This window comes from Clostridium pacaense, from assembly GCF_020709765.2.
Classification (GTDB): domain Bacteria; phylum Bacillota; class Clostridia; order Lachnospirales; family Lachnospiraceae; genus Enterocloster; species Enterocloster hominis.
Genome location: NZ_JAJFEB020000007.1, coordinates 29,910 through 49,470 on the forward strand (window position 1 = coordinate 29,910; position 19,561 = coordinate 49,470).

20 protein-coding genes are annotated in these 19,561 nt (G+C 49.7%); 6 read left to right on the forward strand and 14 right to left on the reverse strand.

Features of this window, described 5'->3' with window-relative positions; translation table 11 throughout:
• Positions 1-98 precede the first annotated feature (98 nt).
• The 3 genes from LK536_RS43010 to LK536_RS43020 form a co-directional block, all read right to left on the reverse strand.
• Positions 99-1,130: a response regulator transcription factor gene (locus LK536_RS43010; RefSeq protein WP_227796153.1), complete on the reverse strand. Its 1,032-nt coding sequence runs from the start codon at positions 1,128-1,130 to the stop codon at positions 99-101.
• Positions 1,127-2,614, reverse strand: coding sequence for a sensor histidine kinase (locus LK536_RS43015; RefSeq protein WP_227796152.1), 1,488 nt, complete (start codon positions 2,612-2,614; stop codon positions 1,127-1,129). The genes LK536_RS43010 and LK536_RS43015 overlap by 4 nt, the downstream gene beginning before the upstream one ends.
• Before the next feature lie 156 nt (positions 2,615-2,770).
• On the reverse strand, positions 2,771-2,989 hold the full coding sequence (locus LK536_RS43020) for a helix-turn-helix domain-containing protein (protein ID WP_025486394.1): 219 nt from the start codon (positions 2,987-2,989) through the stop codon (positions 2,771-2,773).
• Positions 2,990-3,129: 140 nt separating this feature from the next.
• Between LK536_RS43020 and LK536_RS43025 the strand changes: the two genes are divergently transcribed.
• Positions 3,130-3,327, forward strand: a complete 198-nt coding sequence (locus LK536_RS43025) for a hypothetical protein (protein ID WP_008718241.1) — start codon at positions 3,130-3,132, stop codon at positions 3,325-3,327.
• A 9-nt stretch (positions 3,328-3,336) separates the two neighbouring features.
• On the opposite strand, the gene LK536_RS43030 is transcribed toward LK536_RS43025, so the two are convergent.
• The 3 genes from LK536_RS43030 to kduI all read right to left on the reverse strand — a co-directional run bounded on the left by LK536_RS43030 (position 3,337) and on the right by kduI (position 5,827).
• Positions 3,337-4,044 carry a GntR family transcriptional regulator gene (locus LK536_RS43030; RefSeq protein ID WP_008718242.1) on the reverse strand — a complete coding sequence of 236 codons (708 nt, stop codon included), beginning with the start codon at positions 4,042-4,044 and terminating at the stop codon, positions 3,337-3,339.
• A 71-nt stretch (positions 4,045-4,115) separates the two neighbouring features.
• Positions 4,116-4,922 (reverse strand): gluconate 5-dehydrogenase, encoded by an 807-nt coding sequence (locus tag LK536_RS43035; RefSeq protein WP_227796151.1) that lies wholly within the window; start codon positions 4,920-4,922, stop codon positions 4,116-4,118.
• A gap of 62 nt (positions 4,923-4,984) precedes the next feature.
• Positions 4,985-5,827 (reverse strand): 5-dehydro-4-deoxy-D-glucuronate isomerase, encoded by an 843-nt coding sequence (gene kduI, locus LK536_RS43040; RefSeq protein ID WP_227796150.1) that lies wholly within the window; start codon positions 5,825-5,827, stop codon positions 4,985-4,987.
• A 290-nt stretch (positions 5,828-6,117) separates the two neighbouring features.
• Between kduI and LK536_RS43045 the strand changes: the two genes are divergently transcribed.
• Entirely contained in the window at positions 6,118-7,347 is a 1,230-nt protein-coding gene (locus tag LK536_RS43045) for a 6-phosphofructokinase (RefSeq protein ID WP_227796149.1), read from the forward strand.
• A gap of 8 nt (positions 7,348-7,355) precedes the next feature.
• Here LK536_RS43045 and LK536_RS43050 read toward each other — a convergent pair whose 3' ends face one another.
• Together LK536_RS43050 and LK536_RS43055 are read right to left on the reverse strand one after the other, a co-directional pair.
• Complete coding sequence (locus LK536_RS43050) at positions 7,356-8,204, reverse strand: SDR family oxidoreductase (protein ID WP_040379871.1); 849 nt, start codon at positions 8,202-8,204, stop codon at positions 7,356-7,358.
• A 337-nt stretch (positions 8,205-8,541) separates the two neighbouring features.
• Positions 8,542-9,591, reverse strand: a complete 1,050-nt coding sequence (locus LK536_RS43055; protein WP_227796148.1) for a mannonate dehydratase — start codon at positions 9,589-9,591, stop codon at positions 8,542-8,544.
• 184 nt (positions 9,592-9,775) lie between these two features.
• On the opposite strand from LK536_RS43055, the gene LK536_RS43060 reads away from it, so the two are divergent.
• A complete protein-coding gene (locus LK536_RS43060) occupies positions 9,776-10,666 on the forward strand; it encodes a helix-turn-helix domain-containing protein (protein ID WP_025486391.1) in 891 nt (296 codons plus the stop codon).
• Positions 10,667-10,696: 30 nt separating this feature from the next.
• Positions 10,697-11,692 carry a radical SAM protein gene (locus LK536_RS43065; protein ID WP_025486390.1) on the forward strand — a complete coding sequence of 332 codons (996 nt, stop codon included), beginning with the start codon at positions 10,697-10,699 and terminating at the stop codon, positions 11,690-11,692.
• A 1,051-nt stretch (positions 11,693-12,743) separates the two neighbouring features.
• Here the strand turns inward: LK536_RS43065 and LK536_RS43070 are convergent.
• A complete protein-coding gene (locus tag LK536_RS43070) occupies positions 12,744-13,289 on the reverse strand; it encodes a TetR/AcrR family transcriptional regulator (protein ID WP_025486389.1) in 546 nt (181 codons plus the stop codon).
• A 131-nt stretch (positions 13,290-13,420) separates the two neighbouring features.
• Here LK536_RS43070 and LK536_RS43075 point away from each other — a divergent pair, with 131 nt between their 5' ends.
• Together LK536_RS43075 and LK536_RS43080 are read left to right on the forward strand one after the other, a co-directional pair.
• The gene (locus LK536_RS43075) at positions 13,421-13,792 is read left to right on the forward strand and encodes a PilN family protein (protein ID WP_008718258.1); all 372 of its coding nucleotides are present in this window, start codon (positions 13,421-13,423) and stop codon (positions 13,790-13,792) included.
• A 105-nt stretch (positions 13,793-13,897) separates the two neighbouring features.
• Positions 13,898-14,107 carry a hypothetical protein gene (locus LK536_RS43080; RefSeq protein WP_227796173.1) on the forward strand — a complete coding sequence of 70 codons (210 nt, stop codon included), beginning with the start codon at positions 13,898-13,900 and terminating at the stop codon, positions 14,105-14,107.
• A 369-nt stretch (positions 14,108-14,476) separates the two neighbouring features.
• On the opposite strand, the gene LK536_RS43085 is transcribed toward LK536_RS43080, so the two are convergent.
• The 5 genes from LK536_RS43085 to LK536_RS43105 all read right to left on the reverse strand — a co-directional run bounded on the left by LK536_RS43085 (position 14,477) and on the right by LK536_RS43105 (position 19,527).
• Complete coding sequence (locus tag LK536_RS43085) at positions 14,477-15,322, reverse strand: alpha/beta fold hydrolase (RefSeq protein ID WP_227796147.1); 846 nt, start codon at positions 15,320-15,322, stop codon at positions 14,477-14,479.
• A gap of 243 nt (positions 15,323-15,565) precedes the next feature.
• A complete protein-coding gene (locus tag LK536_RS43090) occupies positions 15,566-15,724 on the reverse strand; it encodes a hypothetical protein (protein ID WP_155858485.1) in 159 nt (52 codons plus the stop codon).
• Positions 15,725-15,975: 251 nt separating this feature from the next.
• Positions 15,976-16,860, reverse strand: coding sequence for a ribokinase (locus tag LK536_RS43095; protein WP_008718267.1), 885 nt, complete (start codon positions 16,858-16,860; stop codon positions 15,976-15,978).
• Between the two features lie 119 nt (positions 16,861-16,979).
• The gene (locus LK536_RS43100; protein ID WP_120056913.1) at positions 16,980-18,080 is read right to left on the reverse strand and encodes an alginate O-acetyltransferase AlgX-related protein; all 1,101 of its coding nucleotides are present in this window, start codon (positions 18,078-18,080) and stop codon (positions 16,980-16,982) included.
• A 34-nt stretch (positions 18,081-18,114) separates the two neighbouring features.
• Complete coding sequence (locus LK536_RS43105) at positions 18,115-19,527, reverse strand: MBOAT family O-acyltransferase (protein WP_025486384.1); 1,413 nt, start codon at positions 19,525-19,527, stop codon at positions 18,115-18,117.
• Positions 19,528-19,561 lie beyond the last annotated feature (34 nt).

Sequence of the window (19,561 nt, forward strand, 5' to 3'; positions counted from 1 at the left end):
AGCCCGGGGCATTTAATTTGTACCGTAAAAGTTTGTCATTGGGGAAGAAGATTTTGTCATTTTATTAACAAGGCCAGGGGGACATTTCCAAACACGCCCTAATGCTGCGTCCGGCTGTCCCTGTACTCCGAAGGGATCATGCCCGTAATCCGCTTGAAAACCTTGGCAAAATAATTGGAATCATAATATCCCACCTGCATTCCCACATCCTTCACGCTGATATTCCGGTTCTTCAAAAGCTTCTTTGCCTCGTTCACCCGGAAATTAGTCAGATAGGAGGTAAAATTCTGGTCAAAGCACTGTTTAAACAATTTGCAGAAATACGCATCCGAATAATTCATCACCCTTGCAGCATCCTGCATGGAAATCTCCTTCATGTAATTATTCCGTATATACTCCCGCATGGTTTCTGCTGCCTGGGCCATGCGGGCGGCTCCCGCGTCCTCCAGGCCATGACCGCTCTGGGGGATTGTGTCCGAACGCCCGGATCCATCCCCCATCCCGGCCGCAGTCCCCGGTGCATCCCCAAATGGGATTCCCGGTGCATCTCCCTCCTGGATTCCCGGTGCAAATCCCTCCTGGGTTCCCAGTGCACCTCCCTCCTGGGTTCCCGGCGCGAATCCCTCCTGGGTTCCCAGTGCACCTCCCTCCTGGATTCCCGGCATGTTCCCGCCCCGGCCCACCGGTATGTGCCCATCCGGGACCGTCCCCGCAGCCAAGCCGGATTCCCGCGCCTTCTGTAACGCCCTGCGGTCCGTAAGACGCATGGCCTCCTCCATCACCGACACCAGCTCATCCTCGTCACAGGGCTTTAAAAGATAGTCCAGGGCACGGATTACGATTGCCCTTTTGGCATAGGCAAAATCATCATAGGCTGTCAGGAAAATGATGACGCAGTCCTCATCCATTCCCCGGATGTGCTCCGCCGCCTCCGCCCCGTCCATTTCCGGCATGGAAATATCCATGATCACAATCTGGCTCCGCTCCCTCTTAAACACCTCCAGGGCATCCGCTCCATTGACAGCCTCGCTGATTGCCAGGCTGTCCCCAAAATGCTTCACAAGCCGTTTTGCCAGCGCCATCCGCTCAATCTGTTCATCGTCCGCCAGCAATATGCGATATCTGTTCATACTTCATCCTTTCCGTTCAGGTCTTTCCCTGTGAATGCCATCTGCACCACCGTACCGCAGCCCTTGCAGCTGTACAGGAACATTTCCCCATCCTTATACATGCCGTGAAGCCTCCGGTAAATATTGCCAAGCCCCACCCCGGCCGCCTTCTCATCCCCGGTCCTAAGCGCTTCCCGTATCTCCTGAAGCCGTCCCTCTTCCATCCCAAGCCCGGTATCCGCCACGGATATCCACAGCCGTCTCCCCTCCATCCAGGAACGTATGTGGATCTTCCCGCCCTGGCTTCTGGGTGAGATGCCATACTTGATGGAATTTTCCACCAGCGGCTGGAGCGCAAAGGAGGGAACCAATAGTTCCAGCGTATCCGGATGGCAGTCGCAGGTAAATGTAAGCCGCTGTCCAAACCGCATCTTCTGCAGGTACATATAATCCTGGATTATCTTAAGCTCCCGCTCCAGGGGCATGACCGAGTCCGATGATTTCAAATTATAGCGGAACAGCCGTCCAAGGGCCGTTATCATTTTCTCCGTCGTATCAGCGTCCTCTATCTGGGCCGTGCTGGCAATCATGTTCAGGGTATTGAACAGGAAATGGGGATTGATCTGGTTCTTCAGCATCTGAAGCCGCACCGCGTCCAGCTGCTTCTCCATCTCATGCTTTTCAGTCAGCGCCTCGATATAGCCCTTTGTGGACTCCTTCATGGTACAGAACGCCCTGACCAGGCTGGCAATCTCATCCTGTCCCTCTGCCTGGATATCCGGCCCAGTAAAATCATTTTCACCAATGCGCCTTGAATCCTCCGCCAGTTCCACCACGGGCCGCACGATGCTGCGGTTCACCGAACGCTTCAGCCACCGCACCATGAGCAGGGCCGCCGCCCCCCAGAGCACGCTGATCACAGGCACGACGATCAGCAGGGGCTGCTGCCTTTTATAACTCTCATTCCCCATCTCAACCGTCATCTGTTCCAGGCGGCCCGCGTGGTTCTCCAGATATCCCTGGACGCGGTAGATGGTATACAGGCGGTCCATGTACCCCTCGTCGCCCTCACGCATGTCCAGGAACCCATCCCTTTCCCTGGCATAGTTTTCATACATATTGAAAATGGACCAGGTCCTGGCATACCGGACCGCCCCGATCTTACTGTAATCAAAGCTCAGTCCCTCAAGTGCTGCTTCTGATTTAAGACACGCCTCATGAAACCGCTTCTGGTTTTCCTCCGTCCGGTCCCTGACCAGGGTCACAAACGCGCTGCTCTCCCCTGACATGGCGGACCAGAAGGACAGGGCCTGGGAATTATTCTGAAGCACCGTGTTAAATCCCTTCATGCCAAAGCCTGCAACCAGGATATTGGCCCCAATGGACAAGATGACCACAATTGCAGCCGAACCAGCGATATAACGCACCTTCCGTTCCAGGGAACAGGAAAGCCAGATGCGGCCAAAGAATCCCGGATTGCTTTTCTTATTCTGTTCCGTCTCCACAGCCCGCCTCCTTTCATCCTGAAAACATTCTATAATAGTTTGGTCTGTTTTGGAAGGGATAATCAAAAAAATGCCCGCCGGCCACGGCCACGGGGCCAAGCTGAAGGGCATCTGTCTGGTTCTCATCTGTCTGGTTCTCTGATTTGTCCGGCCAAGTTACAGCTTCTGGTCCTCATCCGAGGCCACATAGGTTGCGATATTCTCTATATCGCAATTCAGTATCCTGCACAAATCATTCACTGTCTTCATGGAAATATCCTTGTTGTGCTTCAGTCTGTGAAGCGTGCTGTCCGACACATGATGATGTTTGGTAAGGGTATACCAGTTTTCCTCCGATTTTTCCAAAGTCTTCCAAAAGGGTGAATAATCTATCATCTTTTACTCCTATGTAATTGGTCTGTTTGATAGATTAAGCATAAAATAGATTTCAGATATTGAATATCTTCGCAATTACGAATATACTATAGGTATTAGGATGTATAAATTACATATATTGGAAATAGAAAGGCAGGTAAATGACGATGGATTATTTTACGGATGAAAAAATCAAACAATTACTGGACGACGAGGAGGTGGTAAAACGCCTGATTGATTTCGTCTCCATGGACGGGGCAGCCTACTTTGAGGAGGTCCGTTCCAACCTCTCCCCAAAAGACCTGGAAGCGTATCTGGAAGAAAATCCGGATGAACGGATTTATCTTAAAAAAGAATAGAACGGCTTGTCATATGACAAACCGCCCTTCTTCTGGTTCTTCTTCAAAATAATCTTTATAATCCACTTCTATGGAATGGCGCATACGCTTCATGCTGTAATACAGGTGTTCCTTGAGCGATTCCTCCAGCTTCTTTTCATTTCCTTCTGAAATCAGCCGGAACAGTTCCTCATGTTCCCCAATGATACGTGTAAAATCAGTCTCAGTGATGAAATCCAGCATACGGAACCTTGTATAGTGAAGCTGCTGTGCCTGAAGCATTTCCCAAAGCTTCTGGCGCCTTACAGCGCCAAACCATATGGAATGCATCTGGGCGTCCATGTGGTAAAACTGCTCCGGCTCAAACCCGGCCTCCTCAATCAGCGCCCGCTGCTGTGCAATTGCATGGCGGATATCTTCCATCACCATGGGCGTGCGGTTCTGCATGAAATCCCGCAGCACCATGGTTTCAACCGCAACACGCATGTAAATCATCTGCTTGATGTTATCCAGGCTCAGAAGCGTCACATAGGTTCCCCTGTAGGGGACGGTCTCTGCGAATCCCTGTTCCTGCAAAAGCCTGAGGGCGTCCCGCACAGGAGTCCTGGACACGCCGAAGCGGTCGCATATTTCATTTTCACTTATCATCTGTCCCGGCTTCAGACGCAGGTCCAGAATCTCCCGCTTCAGGGTCTCAAATACCAGCTCGCCGCGGTTCTTGAAATTCATCTCTCCCATGGTTTAACCCCCATACCGCCAGGAAGCCGCCTGAATACTGTTAAGGCCGCCTGACTTTCAGCTGCTTCGATTTATTTTGGCTGCTTGCCGATGTAGGCAAGGATGCCGCCGTCCACGTACAGTACAAGGCCGTTCACAAAATTAGATGCCTCGGATGCCAGGAATACGGCCGGCCCGCCCAGATCCTCTGCCTCGCCCCAGCGTCCGGCTGGTGTCTTGGCAATGATGAACTGGTCAAAGGGATGTCTGGAGCCATCCGGCTGGACCTCGCGCAGAGGCGCTGTCTGTGGTGTGGCAATATAGCCAGGCCCGATGCCGTTGCACTGGATGTTGTATTCGCCGTACTCAGACGCAATGTTCTTGGTCAGCATCTTAAGGCCGCCCTTGGCTGCCGCATATGCGGAAACAGTCTCGCGTCCCAGTTCGCTCATCATGGAGCAGATGTTGATGATCTTGCCGTGGCCCTTCTTAATCATGCTGGGGATGACTGCCTTGGACACGATGAACGGCGCATTCAGGTCCACGTCAATTACCTGTCTGAACTCAGCGGCAGACATGTCGCACATGGGAATCCTCTTGATGATTCCTGCATTGTTGACCAGGATGTCAATCACGCCGACTTCCTTCTCAATGGTAGCAACCATCCCGTTCACGGCATCCTCATCCGTTACGTCGCATACATATCCGTGGGCTTTGATCCCCTCTTCCTTGTAAGCCGCAATGCCCTTGTCAACCAGCTCCTGCTTAATGTCATTGAATACAATGGTTGCCCCTGCGCCTGCCATGGCCTTTGCAATGGCAAAACCGATTCCATAAGACGCGCCTGTAATCAGCGCAACCTTGCCGTTCAGTGAAAAGTTCTGTAAATAATCTGTCATATCCTTATCCTCCTTCATTGGCAGGCATCCCTGCCATCGTCATGTGTTATCCGGCTGCTGTATTATTTCATCTGGTTCGGCATCATGGTGTCCATGTCGTCAAACTCCATGTTCTCTCCGCCCATGGCCCAGATAAATGTATAGTTGGATGTACCGGCACCGCTGTGGATACTCCAGGACGGGCTGATGACAGCTTCCTCGTTCTTCATGATGATATGCCTTGTCTCTGTTGGCTCTCCCATCATATGGAACACAACGTTGTCACCCGGAACCTCAAAATACATGTATATCTCCATGCGGCGCTCATGTGTGTGGGCCGGCATGGTATTCCATACACTGCCTTCCTCCAATACGGTCATGCCCATGGACAGCTGGCAGGTCTGAAGCACATCAGGATGGATGAACTGGTTAATCACGCGCTTATTCGCTGTCTCGGAAGCGCCGCATGGTCTCTTGGCAGCCTTCTCGATGGGGATGTAGGTGGTGGTGAAGGATGTATGGGCGGGCGCGCTTACCATATAGAACTTAGCTGGATTGGAAGCGTCCACGCTTGAAAAATACACTTCCCTGGTGCCCTTTGTGATATACAGGCAGTCCTTATAGCCCATGTTGAATTCCTGTCCGTCAGCCACGATCTTTCCTGCCCCGCCAATGTTGAAGATACCGATCTCACGGCGTTCCAGGAAGTAGTGGGTGCCAAAATTCTTCCAGCAGTCGATTCCCTTGTCAATGGAAACAGTCTCTGTCACAGGCATGCATCCCAATGTCACCATACGGTCCACATGTGAATACACGGCAACCACCTCATCTGCCACGTACAGGTTCTGGATCAGGAACTCATCCCTTAATTCCTCAGTGGTGTAGCGCTTCACATCTTTCTGATTTGCAGAATAACGAATATCCATTACTTAAATCCTCCTTTAACTTCGTGATTGTATTCCAATCATCATACTTGTATACAACTTTTAATATCTGTATACAGATTAGCACAGACCTTATGTGTTTTCAATTGGCAATATACACAAATTTGGAATGGAATTCTATACATGTTAACAAGAGCTGATTGCATTGTCCTTTTGTTTGTTATATACTCATAAAGAAACTTGCTCAAAAGACCTGAACAAGAAGAACAACAGAAAGAACAGATAAGGAACAACATTAAGAACAACAAGGATAACAATTAAGGAGAACCATCATGAGAAAGAATATCCTGGTCGGCCAGTCCGGCGGTCCCACCGCTGTCATCAACGCCAGTTTATACGGAGTAATCACAGAAGGCAGCAGCCACCCTGAACAGATAGGCGCGGTTTACGGCATGGTAAACGGCATTGAGGGTTTCCTCTCCGGCCACTGCATGAACCTGTCAGAAAGCCTTAACAGTGAAGACCTGCTCCTGTTAAAGCAGACCCCCGCCGCTTACTTAGGCTCCTGCCGTTACAAGCTCCCGAACAACATGGACGCGCCTGTCTACGGGCTTCTGTTTGAAAAGTTCGCATCACTGGACATCGGCGCCTGCTTCTACATCGGGGGCAATGACTCCATGGACACGGTGGACAAGCTGTCCCGGTGCGCGCGCCTGCGCCATGAAACCATATCCTTTATCGGGGTCCCCAAAACCATTGACAACGACCTTCCGGTCACGGACCACACCCCCGGCTACGGAAGCGCTGCCAAGTACGTGGCCTCCACGGTCCGGGAAATCTGCCTGGACGCCTCCGTGTACCAGCAGCCCGCCGTCACCATCGTGGAACTGATGGGCCGCCACGCCGGATGGGTCACCGCTGCCAGCGTCCTGGCAAGAAGGCATGTGGGGGACAACCCGCTTCTCATCTACATGCCCGAAGTCCCGTTCTCCATGGAACGCTTTTTTGATGACGTAAAAAAAGCCCTGGACAGGCAGCCCAATGTAGTAATCTGCGTGTCCGAAGGCATACGTGATAAAAGCGGCAAATTCATATGTGAATATTCCAATGAAGCACAGCTTGATACATTTGGCCATAAAATGCTCACAGGCAGTGCAAAAATCCTGGAAAGCTACGTTCGCAACCGTTTCCAGGTCAAGGTCCGTTCCGTGGAACTGAACGTGAACCAGAGGTGCAGCAGCCTCTTAGCCTCTGCCGCCGATGTGGAGGAGGCCGTCCTCTCAGGCCGCACCGCCGTGAAACAGTCCCTTAACGGTGCAACCGGGTGCATGGTATCCTGCTCCCGCGCAGACGGCCCTGGCTACCGCCTGGAATTCGGCCTTACGGATGTGGGCAATGTGTGCAACAAGGAAAAGGGCTTCCCGGTGGAATGGATAACCCCGTGCGGCACCGACATCAGCCCTGCGTTCCATGAATACGCCCTTCCCTTGATTGCCGGAGAACCGGAGCGGATCATGGAAAACGGCCTTCCCCGGTATATCAGCAGGGCCGGGGCCTGTTAAGCCTCCGGTCACACCCCTGCGTTAGCTGCGAATCCCCCGTCAACCGGGAGGATTACCCCGGTTATGAAACCGGCCGCCTCATTATTTAAAAGGAACATCAGCGCCCCGTTCAGCTCCCCGGGCTTACCAAAACGGCCCATGGGAGTGGCGGCCAGCACCTTGGCCGTCCTGGCTGCCGGAGTGCCGTCCTCCTCATACAGCAGCCCCTCATTCTGCTTTGTCACAAAGAAACCTGGGGCAATGGCATTGACACGGATTCCCGCCCTGGCAAAATGCACTGCCAGCCACTGCGTGAAGTTGCTGAGCGCAGCCACGGCGCCGCTGTATACCGGAATCCTGGTCAGGGGCCGCAGCGCGCTGGCCGAGGAAATATTTAATATATTACATCCTTCCCTGCCCACCATATCCTTTGCAAATACCTGGCAGGTAAGGAACGCGCCTAAAAAGTTCAAATCCAGCACCTTCTGCACGCCCCTGTATTCCAGATCAAAAAAGGTAGCCACATCCGCCTCAATATCCCCCATCTCAAAATACTCCTTGGATGTATTGGCACATGCCTGGTTGCCCCCGGCGCCATTAATGAGGATATCGCACGGTCCAAGCTCGGCCAACACCCTGGCATGGACACTTTCCAGCCTGTCCTTGTCCATCACGTCCACCTCATAGGCAGCCGCATTGCCTCCCAGGGCCTGTATCTCCCTGGCCGTCCGCTCCGCCGCCTCCAGGTTGATGTCCAGCAGCGCCACCGATGCCCCTGCCTGCGCAAGGGTCCGGGCAAACATGCCGCACAGGATGCCTCCTGCTCCCGTCACCACAGCCATGCGTCCTGACAGATTCAATCCAAACTCCATATCCATATACCTCCTTACATCCATTGCTTAGCATGCTTTATCATTCCTCAGCATACATTTCCATTCCTCACCATGCGTTACCATTCCTCACCATATATTTCCATTCCTCACCATGCGTTTCCATTCCTCACCATGCGTTTCCATTCCTCACCATACGTTTCCATTCCTAAGCATGCATTACCATTCCTCACCATGCGTTTGCCACATCAAAAAACCTGCATGATAAGGAAAAAGGACCAGCCCATCTTCCCACTGATCCTTTCCCATTGCTTTATGAAACATATCTTTCATGAAATCATTTTACAAAATCCAATCCGCAGAACCGCCCACAACCGTCCGCAGACTACCGGCTCATCTTCTCCACTGCCTCAAACAGTCCGTTCAGATAAGTTGCGCCCAGTGCCCTGTCGTACAGGCCATATCCTGCGCGTCCTGTCTCGCCCCAGATCATACGTCCGTGGTCAGGTCTTACATAACCGTCAAATCCATTGTCCACCAGGGCCTTCACGATGCCGAACATATCCAGGGAACCGCAGGAGGACAGATGTGCCCTCTCCTCAAATCCATTGTCCAGCACAGCCACGTTCCTGATGTGGGCAAAGTGGATCCTGCCCATGGCGGCATACTTTCCGGCCATCCTTACCACGTCGTTCTTGGCAGAGCAGCCCAGGGAACCGGTGCACAGCGTGATGCCGTTGTGCTTGTCGTCCACCAGCTTTAAGAAACGGTCCAGGTTCTCCTCGCAGGTAATGATCCTTGGCAGGCCGAAAATGCTCCAACATGGATCGTCCTCATGAATCGCCATATTCACATCGCACTCAGCTGCAACCGGAATCACGCGCTCCAGGAAATACTTTACATTATCCCACAGCATATCCTCGGTCAGGTTGTGGTATTCCTCCACAACAGCCTTAAGTCCATCCCTTGTGTAGCTGGAATCCCAGCCCGGAAGGGTCAGGTCGCTGTCGCTGTTTAACGGATTCACTGCATCTACCTGTTCCTGATAATATACCAGGGAAGTGGAACCATCGCCCAGCTCATGGTCTAACTGGGTCCTTGTCCAGTCAAATACCGGCATGAAATTATAGCATACGCACTTGATGCCTGCTTCAGCCACACGGCGGATGTTCTCACAGTAGTTCTCAATATATTTGTCCCTGGACGGCTTACCCAGCTTGATATCCTCATGGACCGGGATGCTCTCAATCACATCAAAGCCAAGGCCTGCTTCCTCAACCTGCCTTTTTAACTTAGCAATGCTCTCGCGGCTCCATACCTCGCCTACGGGCACATCATACACAGCAGTTACAATTGACTGCATGCCCGGAATCTGGCGGATGTTCTCCAGGGTTACCTTGTCATCTTCTCCGTACCATCTGAATGATAATTTCATGTGTAAACTCCTCCTTAAGAATTGTTGTTGGTATCTGTCCCTTAACTTAGTTTTATTATAACAGATTCAGGATTTTCGTCCATAGTGATACTTGTTGTGCATATTGCAAATGTTGTTGTTTCATGCTAAGATTGGGTAAAATAAATCAGGTCCGCACGAAAACCGGCCGGAAAGGAGACTCCCCGTGAAAAAACAGATATCCTCGGATTTCAACACCAGGCAATACATGCAGCCCGTTGATTTTGAGCTGTTCTATTACAATGATGCCACGCTTAAATCCGTGGCCGCCCATGTCCATGATTACTATGAGTTCTACTTCTTTCTGGAAGGTGACGTGGAATATCACATGGGGGATAAAAGCTATCAGCTGGAATACGGCGACTGTCTCCTGATTCCTCCGGGCGTCCCGCATTTTCCCGAATTCCTCTCCCATGACAAGCCCTACCGGCGCTTTGTCTTCTGGCTGGGAAATGATTATTACCGCAAACTGCGCCAGGCAGATGAGGAACTGGCTTACGGCTTTGATTATGCCGAAAGCCATCAGGTCTACCGCTTCCACACAGATACCATCACTACCCAGGAGATTCAGGGAAAACTGACCGACCTGATTGAGGAATCCGGCAGCGGGCGGGCCTTCCACCGTCTGGCATCCGAACTCATGGCCGTATCATTCCTGGTCTATATCAACCGCCTGCTCTATGACAGCCTGCATCAGAAGTCCGCGGTCTACGAAAATGTCCTGTACCTCAATATCTGTGACTATATAAACCAGCACCTGGAAGGAGATTTAAGCCTGGACAGCCTCTCCGCCTTTTTCTATGTGAGCAAATACCATATCTCCCACATATTTAAGGATAACATGGGCATCCCCCTTCACCAGTACATCCTTAAAAAGCGCCTGCATGCCAGTAAAAATGCAATCCTGTCCGACCAGCCAATCAGCCATGTGTACCACCAGTATGGCTTCAAGGACTATACCAGCTTTTTCCGGGCCTTTAAAAAGGAATACGGGGTTTCCCCAAAAGAATACAGGGAGCAGCACCGTCTGCCTGCACAGCAGGACTATACCATTTAGGAGAATATAAAACCAGGAGAATATCAAATCATGCAGCACAGAACCCCTATTTCCTTTGACAGCTACACATCCTGCAGCCTTTGTCCCAGGGCATGTAAGGCCGACCGTACCAGGGCCGGCCATTCCATGGCTGAAGATACCAAGGCTGACCCTACCATGGCTGAAGATACCAGGGCCGCGGGCTTCTGCGGCTGCACCCATGAGCTGAAGGCTGCCCGCGCCGCCCTCCATCACTGGGAGGAGCCTTGCATCAGCGGGCCGGAAAATGGCCCCGGCGGCAGCGGGACCGTGTTCTTCTCAGGCTGTACCCTGCGCTGCTGTTTCTGCCAGAACTGGGAGCTGAGCAGCCAAAACTTTGGGAAAGAGCTGTCCACCAGACAGCTGGCCCGCATCTTCCTGGATCTGCAGGCCAAGGGCGCCCATAACATCAATCTGGTGACACCGACCCAGTACCTGCCCCATATCACGGCGGCCCTGGACCTTGTCCGCCCTGAGCTTGCCATTCCCATTGTCTACAACAGCGGCGGCTATGAGACCATTGAAACCATCAAGGCCCTGGAAGGTTATGTGGATATCTGGCTTCCTGATTTCAAATATTATGATAACCGTCTGGCCCTCAGATATTCCCGCGCCGGTGATTACTTTGAACGGGCCTCCCTGGCCATCCTTCAGATGATACGCCAGACAGGCGCCCCTGTGTGGCAGGAATCAGACCCGTCCCTCATGCAAAAAGGCGTCATCATCCGCCACATGGTCCTTCCCGGCCATAAGGATGATTCCATTGCACTTCTGCACTGGATAAAAGAGAACCTGCCCCAGGACCAGTACCTGATCAGCCTCTTGAGCCAGTACACGCCCTATCACCGCAGCAGCAGCTATCCCGGCCTGAACCGCCGCATAACCACCTACGAATACAACCGCGTGGTGGACGCCGCACTGGAGCTTGGTCTTACCCATGGTTTCATGCAGCAAAAGAGCAGTGCAAAAGAGGAATACACGCCCCCCTTTGACCTGGAAGGCCTGTAAAACCCACAAAAAAAGCGCCCCTTCATCCGAAACGCCCAACATTCCCTCTTATCCTTATCATCAAGGCTTCCTACACAACATAGAAGACGGATATCGAATCTTTGACTAACCACGTTCTCGATTACGATATCCGTCTTCTGACTATTTCGTCCATTGGACCAAGCCTCACTTTTCTGAAACAATTGTTTCTTTTTACTTCTATATTAAGTTGTTACACCTCTCTACTATTGCTACTACGCTCCTGTTACTTCATCTTACCAGTATGTCTGATTCATTTTCCTTACTTCTTGCTTACTATACTATCCGGTATCAATCTATTTCGTTCTAATGATACTTTCTCGTCATATCACTAAACCGATACACGATTTTTATTGATACTCTTGAGATAGCTAATTGAAAATGCTATCAACCACTTAATAATAAATGTTTCTACTTAACAGCTTGTTTCTTTAAATTATCTCTTTAAATACTGCAATTGCTTTTTAACTCTTCAATTTGTTGACTTGCTTCTATAATATTAAATACTTTTCTTTTGTGAACTTACCCATTCACTTGGAACTTCTTTAATCTATTGAAACTTTGTTACTCTTTGAATCGTTTACCAACCGATTGGATTCTTTTGTTTCTTTAAATCAATTACTTAAATTACTTTACTGTTTGAGCGTTTTGCTTTTAGTAGATTGGTTTCTCCTGGTCTCATATATAATAAATTTCTTTGATTATATATGAAACTAAAATTCAGTCTTTGGTGGTCCGTACCTCCTTTGCTTGGATTTAAGTTACTTGTGAACTGATTGTCTACAGTTCCTTGAATTCTTTTTGTTCTCTGTTCTTTTGTTGTCTTTATTATAGTAAATGGCCTGTCATTTGTCAATGCTTTTTTCGTTTTTTTATAATCTTTTTAGTTTATTTATATTTATAGCCAATTAATTACAATTGTTCCTATTTTTATACAATTGATGATGCATGAATCTTATTAATTGTTTATATTTTCCGATAATTATGTGAAATTTAAGCAAATTTACGCCAGTTCCGGCATGTCCAGCCATATTCATTCCTTTATGGAAAATAACTTATCACGACCCTGATACTCACTTTTTATGATTCCGAACATATCTTCAGGACTTTCTTTGCAGCCGCCCTGCAGCCATAATTTGATGATCCTTGTTATCCCACTTTTAAAAAATTCCATATGATAAACAATAAAACGGTTTTGGAAATGCTGTCCTGCAAGGTTCATATCATAAGTGATGATCTTGTAGTTATCGTCATACCCCAGTTTGAAGTAGGTCTTATAGAATATCTGGTTGTCCTTTATGTGACGGAACAGTTTAAGATAATCGTTGCTGTTAAATCCCTGTGTGATTTCATCCCGGTATAAGTTGGATAAATCAGCTTCCAGTTTGTCCCGTATTGAATCGGCCAATCCATATATATCCGTATAATTTGCATAAAAAGTCGTGCGGTTTAATTTGGCCTGTTTACAGATATCCGATATGCTGATTTCAGCTAATTCCCTGGTTTGGAGCATGTCAAGAAAAACCCGTTCAATCCGTTCAATGGACTCTTTCTTTCGTTTATTATTGGGTGTATTCATAAAAATCTCCTTTATCCCAACACTTGTTGGAAAATTGATGATTGTTTTAGGTTATCAGGAACATTATACTATATTCAGATTAAAGCAACAACTGTTGGTTTAATAAATATAACATTCAGGAGGTCTTTTACATGAAAAAAAGTAGTTTTGTTGCAATGATGTCAGGAACTGTGAGCGGTGTGCTTTTTGCCCTTGGTATGTGTATGGCTCTTATCCCGGAATGGGCGGCCTTCCGGCCCGGACTTGTGTGCGGCTGCGCTGGTCTGCTAATGGCCCTGATTACACTGCTTGTATGGAGGAAAATGGAGCATAAGAAGCCCATCCGGCTTTCCGGAAAAATAATTTTTACAATGATTGCCGTGATTGCCGGTACGCTGGCTTTGGGCGTGGGGATGTGCCTGACCATGGTATGGGGCAGGATGATTGCCGGAACCGCAACCGGTCTTGTGGGAATCCTCATCCTGATCTGCCTGATTCCATTGACAAAAGGCATAAAAGAATGAGACCGTTCCATCTGCCGCCTCCGCCATATCCCAAACCGGAACTGGCAGGAAATTCATACGCAGTCAGCGTGTGGGGTATTTTTGTTAAAGAAAGGAATATGAATGATGGCAAAATCAAACCTTGTAAAGGCAAATGAAAAAATAGCCAAAGCTGCCACAGGGAGTTTTCATAAAATCGAACGCAGTGTAATAGACGGATACACAAAAATTGAAGACAGGTTTATAGACGCCTATCTTACGAAAGACGGCGAAACCGTTTCCGGGGCCAAAGAAAGGTTACGGCAGGAACAGGCGCAGCGCCAGAAGGATAAATAGGCAGACATTCATTCCCAGACCAAGGAAACGCGCCGCCCCGCCTCCTTCACCTGTCTCCCCGCCCGTCTCCGGAAAAGTCAAGACCACCAGCTTAGCCCCAAAGGGGGCAACACCCCTTTTTGCACACGGCCTTGCCTGCAAGGTGTAGTGTGTTATACGCACTGTCGGCATCATCGCTTCGAGTGTCGTTGCTGCCGGGGAGGGCAAGCACACTTGAAGCGATAGGAAAGCCACACGGGGGTTTTCCTGCCTTGATTACTGATAAGCAAACCAGGGAGAGGGTGTCAAGGACCGCGTACCGCTTATACTATCCTTGATATCCTCTCCCTATTTTGCTGCCTGCACCTTTATCCAATAAGGCATAGTTTCCTAATTTATATTTTTTTCAATATATTCCGATATAAAAGTCCTCGATGATTGGGCGATTTCCTGATATGCAAACTTATACAAATTATGTGGAAGGTCAAATACTTCGTATTGTGAAACTCTTATATGATTTAAATATTGTAAAGAACATTCAATCCAATTCTCTTTTTTGAGTGTCGTACCTTCTCCGTTCGATAAAAAGAATAACATTGGAACCTGCAGATATGGATCATCCCTTTCCACTAGACCAATCGCATTTCTCAAGTTTTCAGCTTCACTAATCCAATTTTGGTTAGCCAGATTACGAAATGCCAAAATTTCAATTTCATTCTTTTCCATATTGGAAATATCCTGTTCTTCCATTAATTGTTCCACTAAGGCACTAGCGGTTGCTTTTCGGCAGAGTGCATCCACTGACATCCCTTTCAGTTTTTTTGTAGCCTCTTCTACATCAAACTCCCTGTAACAATCTGGCGTTGCAGGGTCAATGCCAAGGATACCAGCGATTTCAAAAGGGTACTGCTGTCCCCAGCGGAGAGCCTCTAAAAATCCCATACTATGTGCTGCCAACACAACAGGTGAATTTATTCCTAATTTTTGTAATACGCTTCTATATTCATGAATAACGCTGTCAATATCCCGATTGTTTTCAGCCAGGTCACTGCGTCCATAACCCAACTTTTCAATTCCAATTACTTGATAGGTTTCGGATAATGATTTTGCCAGAGTTTTGTATTCCAAGCTCGGGAAAGGTACTCCCGACCCAGACAAAAGCACCAGGGTAATAGAGCCTTGACCATAACAATATACAAAATTTTTATAGCCGTTCACTTCCACAAATTTTTCCATATACATCTCCCCCCAAATTTTGTCATGCACGCCTTATTATCCAAAGGCGCATATCTCACTTCGGGCCAACTTGGCCTGAAGCTGTTTTCCATACCCGTATTCTACCATTCCCCAGAAAATCTGTCCATCTTGTTACCGCTTCCTGCCCCTCTGGTTTACCGGATTTCTCGCCAGTTCGGACTTTTGCGATACGGGTTAGCCACTGTTTTTCTTTCTCCGTCAATCTTTCTCCATCAAACGGCTTTATTTTAGCTTTGCCTGCCTGCGGAAAAGCATTATCAGCTTTTCCGCCCGGCTCCCCCTGAAGTCCGCCACTTCCTCCATATCGCATTTCAATTCCTTGGTGGCGGAGTTCTCCGGCCGCTGGTGCTGTCCTTTGTGGGTTTCTTTCAAGTCCTCCATGATACCCGTCTATATCGTCATGTACCCAACGGATTGCAGCACAGGAGTTTCTTTTATCTGAAAATATTCCCTCCCCCTGCAGAGCAAGTGTTTTTTTGTGACATAAACAAAGCAGAGGTTTACGCAGCCTCCGGCCACCTACCTCTGCCTCTAACCTCTAACACCTAACCTCGAATACCTAACCTCGAATACCTAACCCTTCATCCTGACCTCTAATCCCGACCTCTAATCACTCTCTTCAATCCCAGTTCCTAAAACCGGTCCACTTCCTCCTTAGAAGGAATCGAAGGCGCTGCCCCTGGCCGTGACACTGCAATGGCCGCTGCCTTGGCCGCCCATTCCAGCGCGTCCGCCGCATCCATGCCCTGAACCAGTCCTCCGATGAAGAACCCGGTAAAGGTATCCCCTGCCGCAGTTGTATCTGCCACCTTGACCTTGTAAATCCCCTGTTTCAAAAGCCGGTCCCCATCCCGGTAAAGGGATCCGTCGCCGCCCAGTGTCAGTACGATCTTGGCGGATGGGAACTTGGCGGACAGCTTCTTAAGGAGTTCCTCGCCCTCTCCCTGCTCGCCGCAGATATCCCCTGCCTCAATCTCATTTAACAGGAAATAGTCCACATACTCAAGCGGGTATCCTGCAATCTTGTCATCCATGGGCGATGGGTTCAGCACAATCTTCATCTGCCTTTCATGGGCCTTCTCCATGATATAGCCGATTTCGCTTATTTCATTCTGAAGCACCAGATAGTCCCCTGCCTCAAAATGGCTGATGACCTCATCCACCATTGTCTTTGTTATCATCTGATTGGCGCCGCCGTATAAAAGGATACAGTTGCCCCCGTCCTTTGCCTTCTGGATGATGGCATGTCCTGTCTTTCCTTCCAGTACCGCAATCAGCTCCGTGTTAACCCCTGCGCTTTTAAGCTGTCCTACCAGGAAATCCCCGTCCCCTGTCCCGATTGCCCCTGCGTGCCATACCGCTGCCCCGCTCTTACTCAGGGCAATGGACTGGTTCAGTCCCTTTCCGCCGGAAAACACATTCATGGTTTCTGACGATAAGGTCTCCCCGCCTCTTACAAAATGATCCACACTGTAGGTGTAATCAATATTCAATGACCCAAAATTTAAAATCTTCATGTCTGTCCTTCTCCTTTACTTAAAATATGCCAAACCATTCCATCTGATTATACGATATTTCATGGGTTTGCAAAAGTGTTTCTTAACCTTTTCTGCATAAAATTTACAGTTTGCCCCTGTTAATCAGCATTCACGGGCACCATTTTTGCCACATCCTGGGGAATCCTGGTCAGATCCCTCTCCACAATTTCATAAATCACTGCATCCGGCGGATTTTCCTCCAGCATGGTGTAATCAAATGCCTGCCAATGGTAAAAATCCACATTGGCAAAATACCTGGGCAGCTTGTCCATCAGGGCCGTGCCAAAGGAATCGCGGATCACGGCAATGCGCCTGCCGTCCGGCGCCCCCGGCGTAGACATGTGGAGGATGTTCTTATCCCCCAGCACATCCTCCACATGGACGGCCAGATTGTCGCCAAAGCCTGTGATGACTGCATTCTCATCACTGCAGTATTGTTCCGGCAGATGGAACAGGTTCACCAGATCACCTGGCGCAGCCGCCTCATAGGTCACGGTTACATCCTCTATGGGCACTGCATTTCCCCCCAATGCCTCTATGATCATCTGGGAACCCACATATCCCCCTGCAAAGTTCCAGTGGGTATCCGTCTTATAGTACCATGTATAATCCCGGTTGGCGTTAAAATACTCCCTGGGGTCCAGCACCGTGATACCGGAATGTTCCCCAAGATATTCCTCCAGCTGGGACGGACGGTTCCCGTCCCAGACCCGCTCATAGCAGTCCGGCATATATTCCCTGTAAACGCCTTCCTTGTTGGGCGGGATCATCATCAGGAAGGGAATCCCCCTGCCCTCATAATAGCTGGCGGCCCGGATGATCTCATTGCCGATCATGGCCACGTCATCCTGATAAAAAGGCTCTGTGCCAAGGGCGTCAAACAGGCTCATCCCGCCTGCAAAAAAGTACCAGCCCTCTTTCCCCCGTATGACGTCCTGGGAATCCGCATAACCGAACAGCTTCAGGTTAAGCACGGAGTTAATGCTCAGGAAACGGTTCCTGAACGCGGCATGGTCATTGATATAGCTGTCCACTTCCGAAGGATATGCCTCAAAGTCTTTTGCCTCAAAGACCGGGAATTCAGCCAGGCTCCGGTTCTCCGCACTGCCGCTGTCCCCATTTCCTTTTACCAGCGGGAACAGAAGGTTCGGGAGAAGCAGGATAGCCCAGAAGCCCCCAATCATTATTTTCTTTATCATAAATGTACTCCCTTATATGTATCGGAATCATGTATCAGAACCTGAAGTAGATGAACGCCTGGTAGGTGCTGCTGACCATCAGGACGGTGCAGAGCAGGAGCAGGGCCGCCATGACAGCCACATCCAAAGCCCCCGTCCGTTCCTCGTCATACAGACGCTTTGTAAGCCCCGGAAACAGTTTCTGCACAGGCCCGCAAAAGCAGACCGCCAGGACCAGCAGGAAAATAATCCTGTTATCCATGAAAATCCTCAGGTTCCACAGCCCAGCCCTGGGCGACAGCATGGCCGTCACCAGCACCTTGGCCTGATGCAGGCTCCCAACCCGGAACAGCAGCCAGCCGAACATGACCACAAGCAGGGTATACACATGATTCAGCGCCTTGCAGGGATTCTTTTCCAGAACCTTGCCAAGCCACAGCCGCTCCGCCACAATGAAGATTCCATAATAAATCCCCCAGCAGATGAAGTTCATGCTGGCCCCATGCCACAGCCCGGTTGCCAAGAACACCACGGACAGGTTGATGCAGGTCCTTGTAAGCCCCTTGCGGTTGCCGCCCAGGGGAATGTAGAGATACTGCTTAAACCAGGTGGACAGCGATATATGCCACCTGCGCCAGAACTCGCTGATGGAGGCGGACAGATACGGATAGTTGAAATTCTCCTGGTAGGTAAACCCAAACATCCGCCCCAGCCCGATTGCCATATCCGAATAACCGGAAAAGTCATAATAAATCTGGAGGCTGTAGAGCAGGATCGTAAACCAGACAACGGCCGTTCCCAGCTGTTCCAGGGGAAGGCCCCATATCCGGTCCACCACCTGACCGAACATATTTGCAAACACCATTTTCTTGGCAAGGCCGTAAACAAACCTGCGGATGCCATATGCGTGCATGGAAATGCTTTCCCTGCGCTCCCCTATCTGCGGCTCCAGTTCGTTGTATTTCACAATGGGGCCTGAAAGGATCTGCGGGAACAGGGAAATGTACAGGGCCAGCCGGAATATATTTTTCTGGATTGGCTTTACGCCCCGGTATATATCAGCAATATAGGAAACAGCCTGGAAGGTATAAAAGGAAATGCCGATTGGCAGCGCAATGTTCCTGGGTATGAAGCCCTCCTTTCCCATTACGGTATAGGCAAGCTCCAGGAAGAAGTTAAAGTATTTGAAATATCCCAGAAGGCACAGGTTGGCCCCGATGCACAGGGCCAGCGCTGCCCGCTTAAGGCCCGTCCTGTCCCCAAGCCTTCCGATTGCAAGGCCGAAGAGGTAGTTGAACAGGATGGATAAGATGACCAGCGCTACATACCTTGGCTCGCCCCAGCTGTAAAACAGAAGGCTGGCAATGAGCAGGACTGCATTTTTAAGCTTCCTGCCCGGCGCCAGGTAATAGACAAGGGCCAATGCAGGAAGGAAAAACCATACAAATGTAAGTGAACTAAAAAGCATATGGTTCTGCTACCTTTCTTATGTATCGTATTCT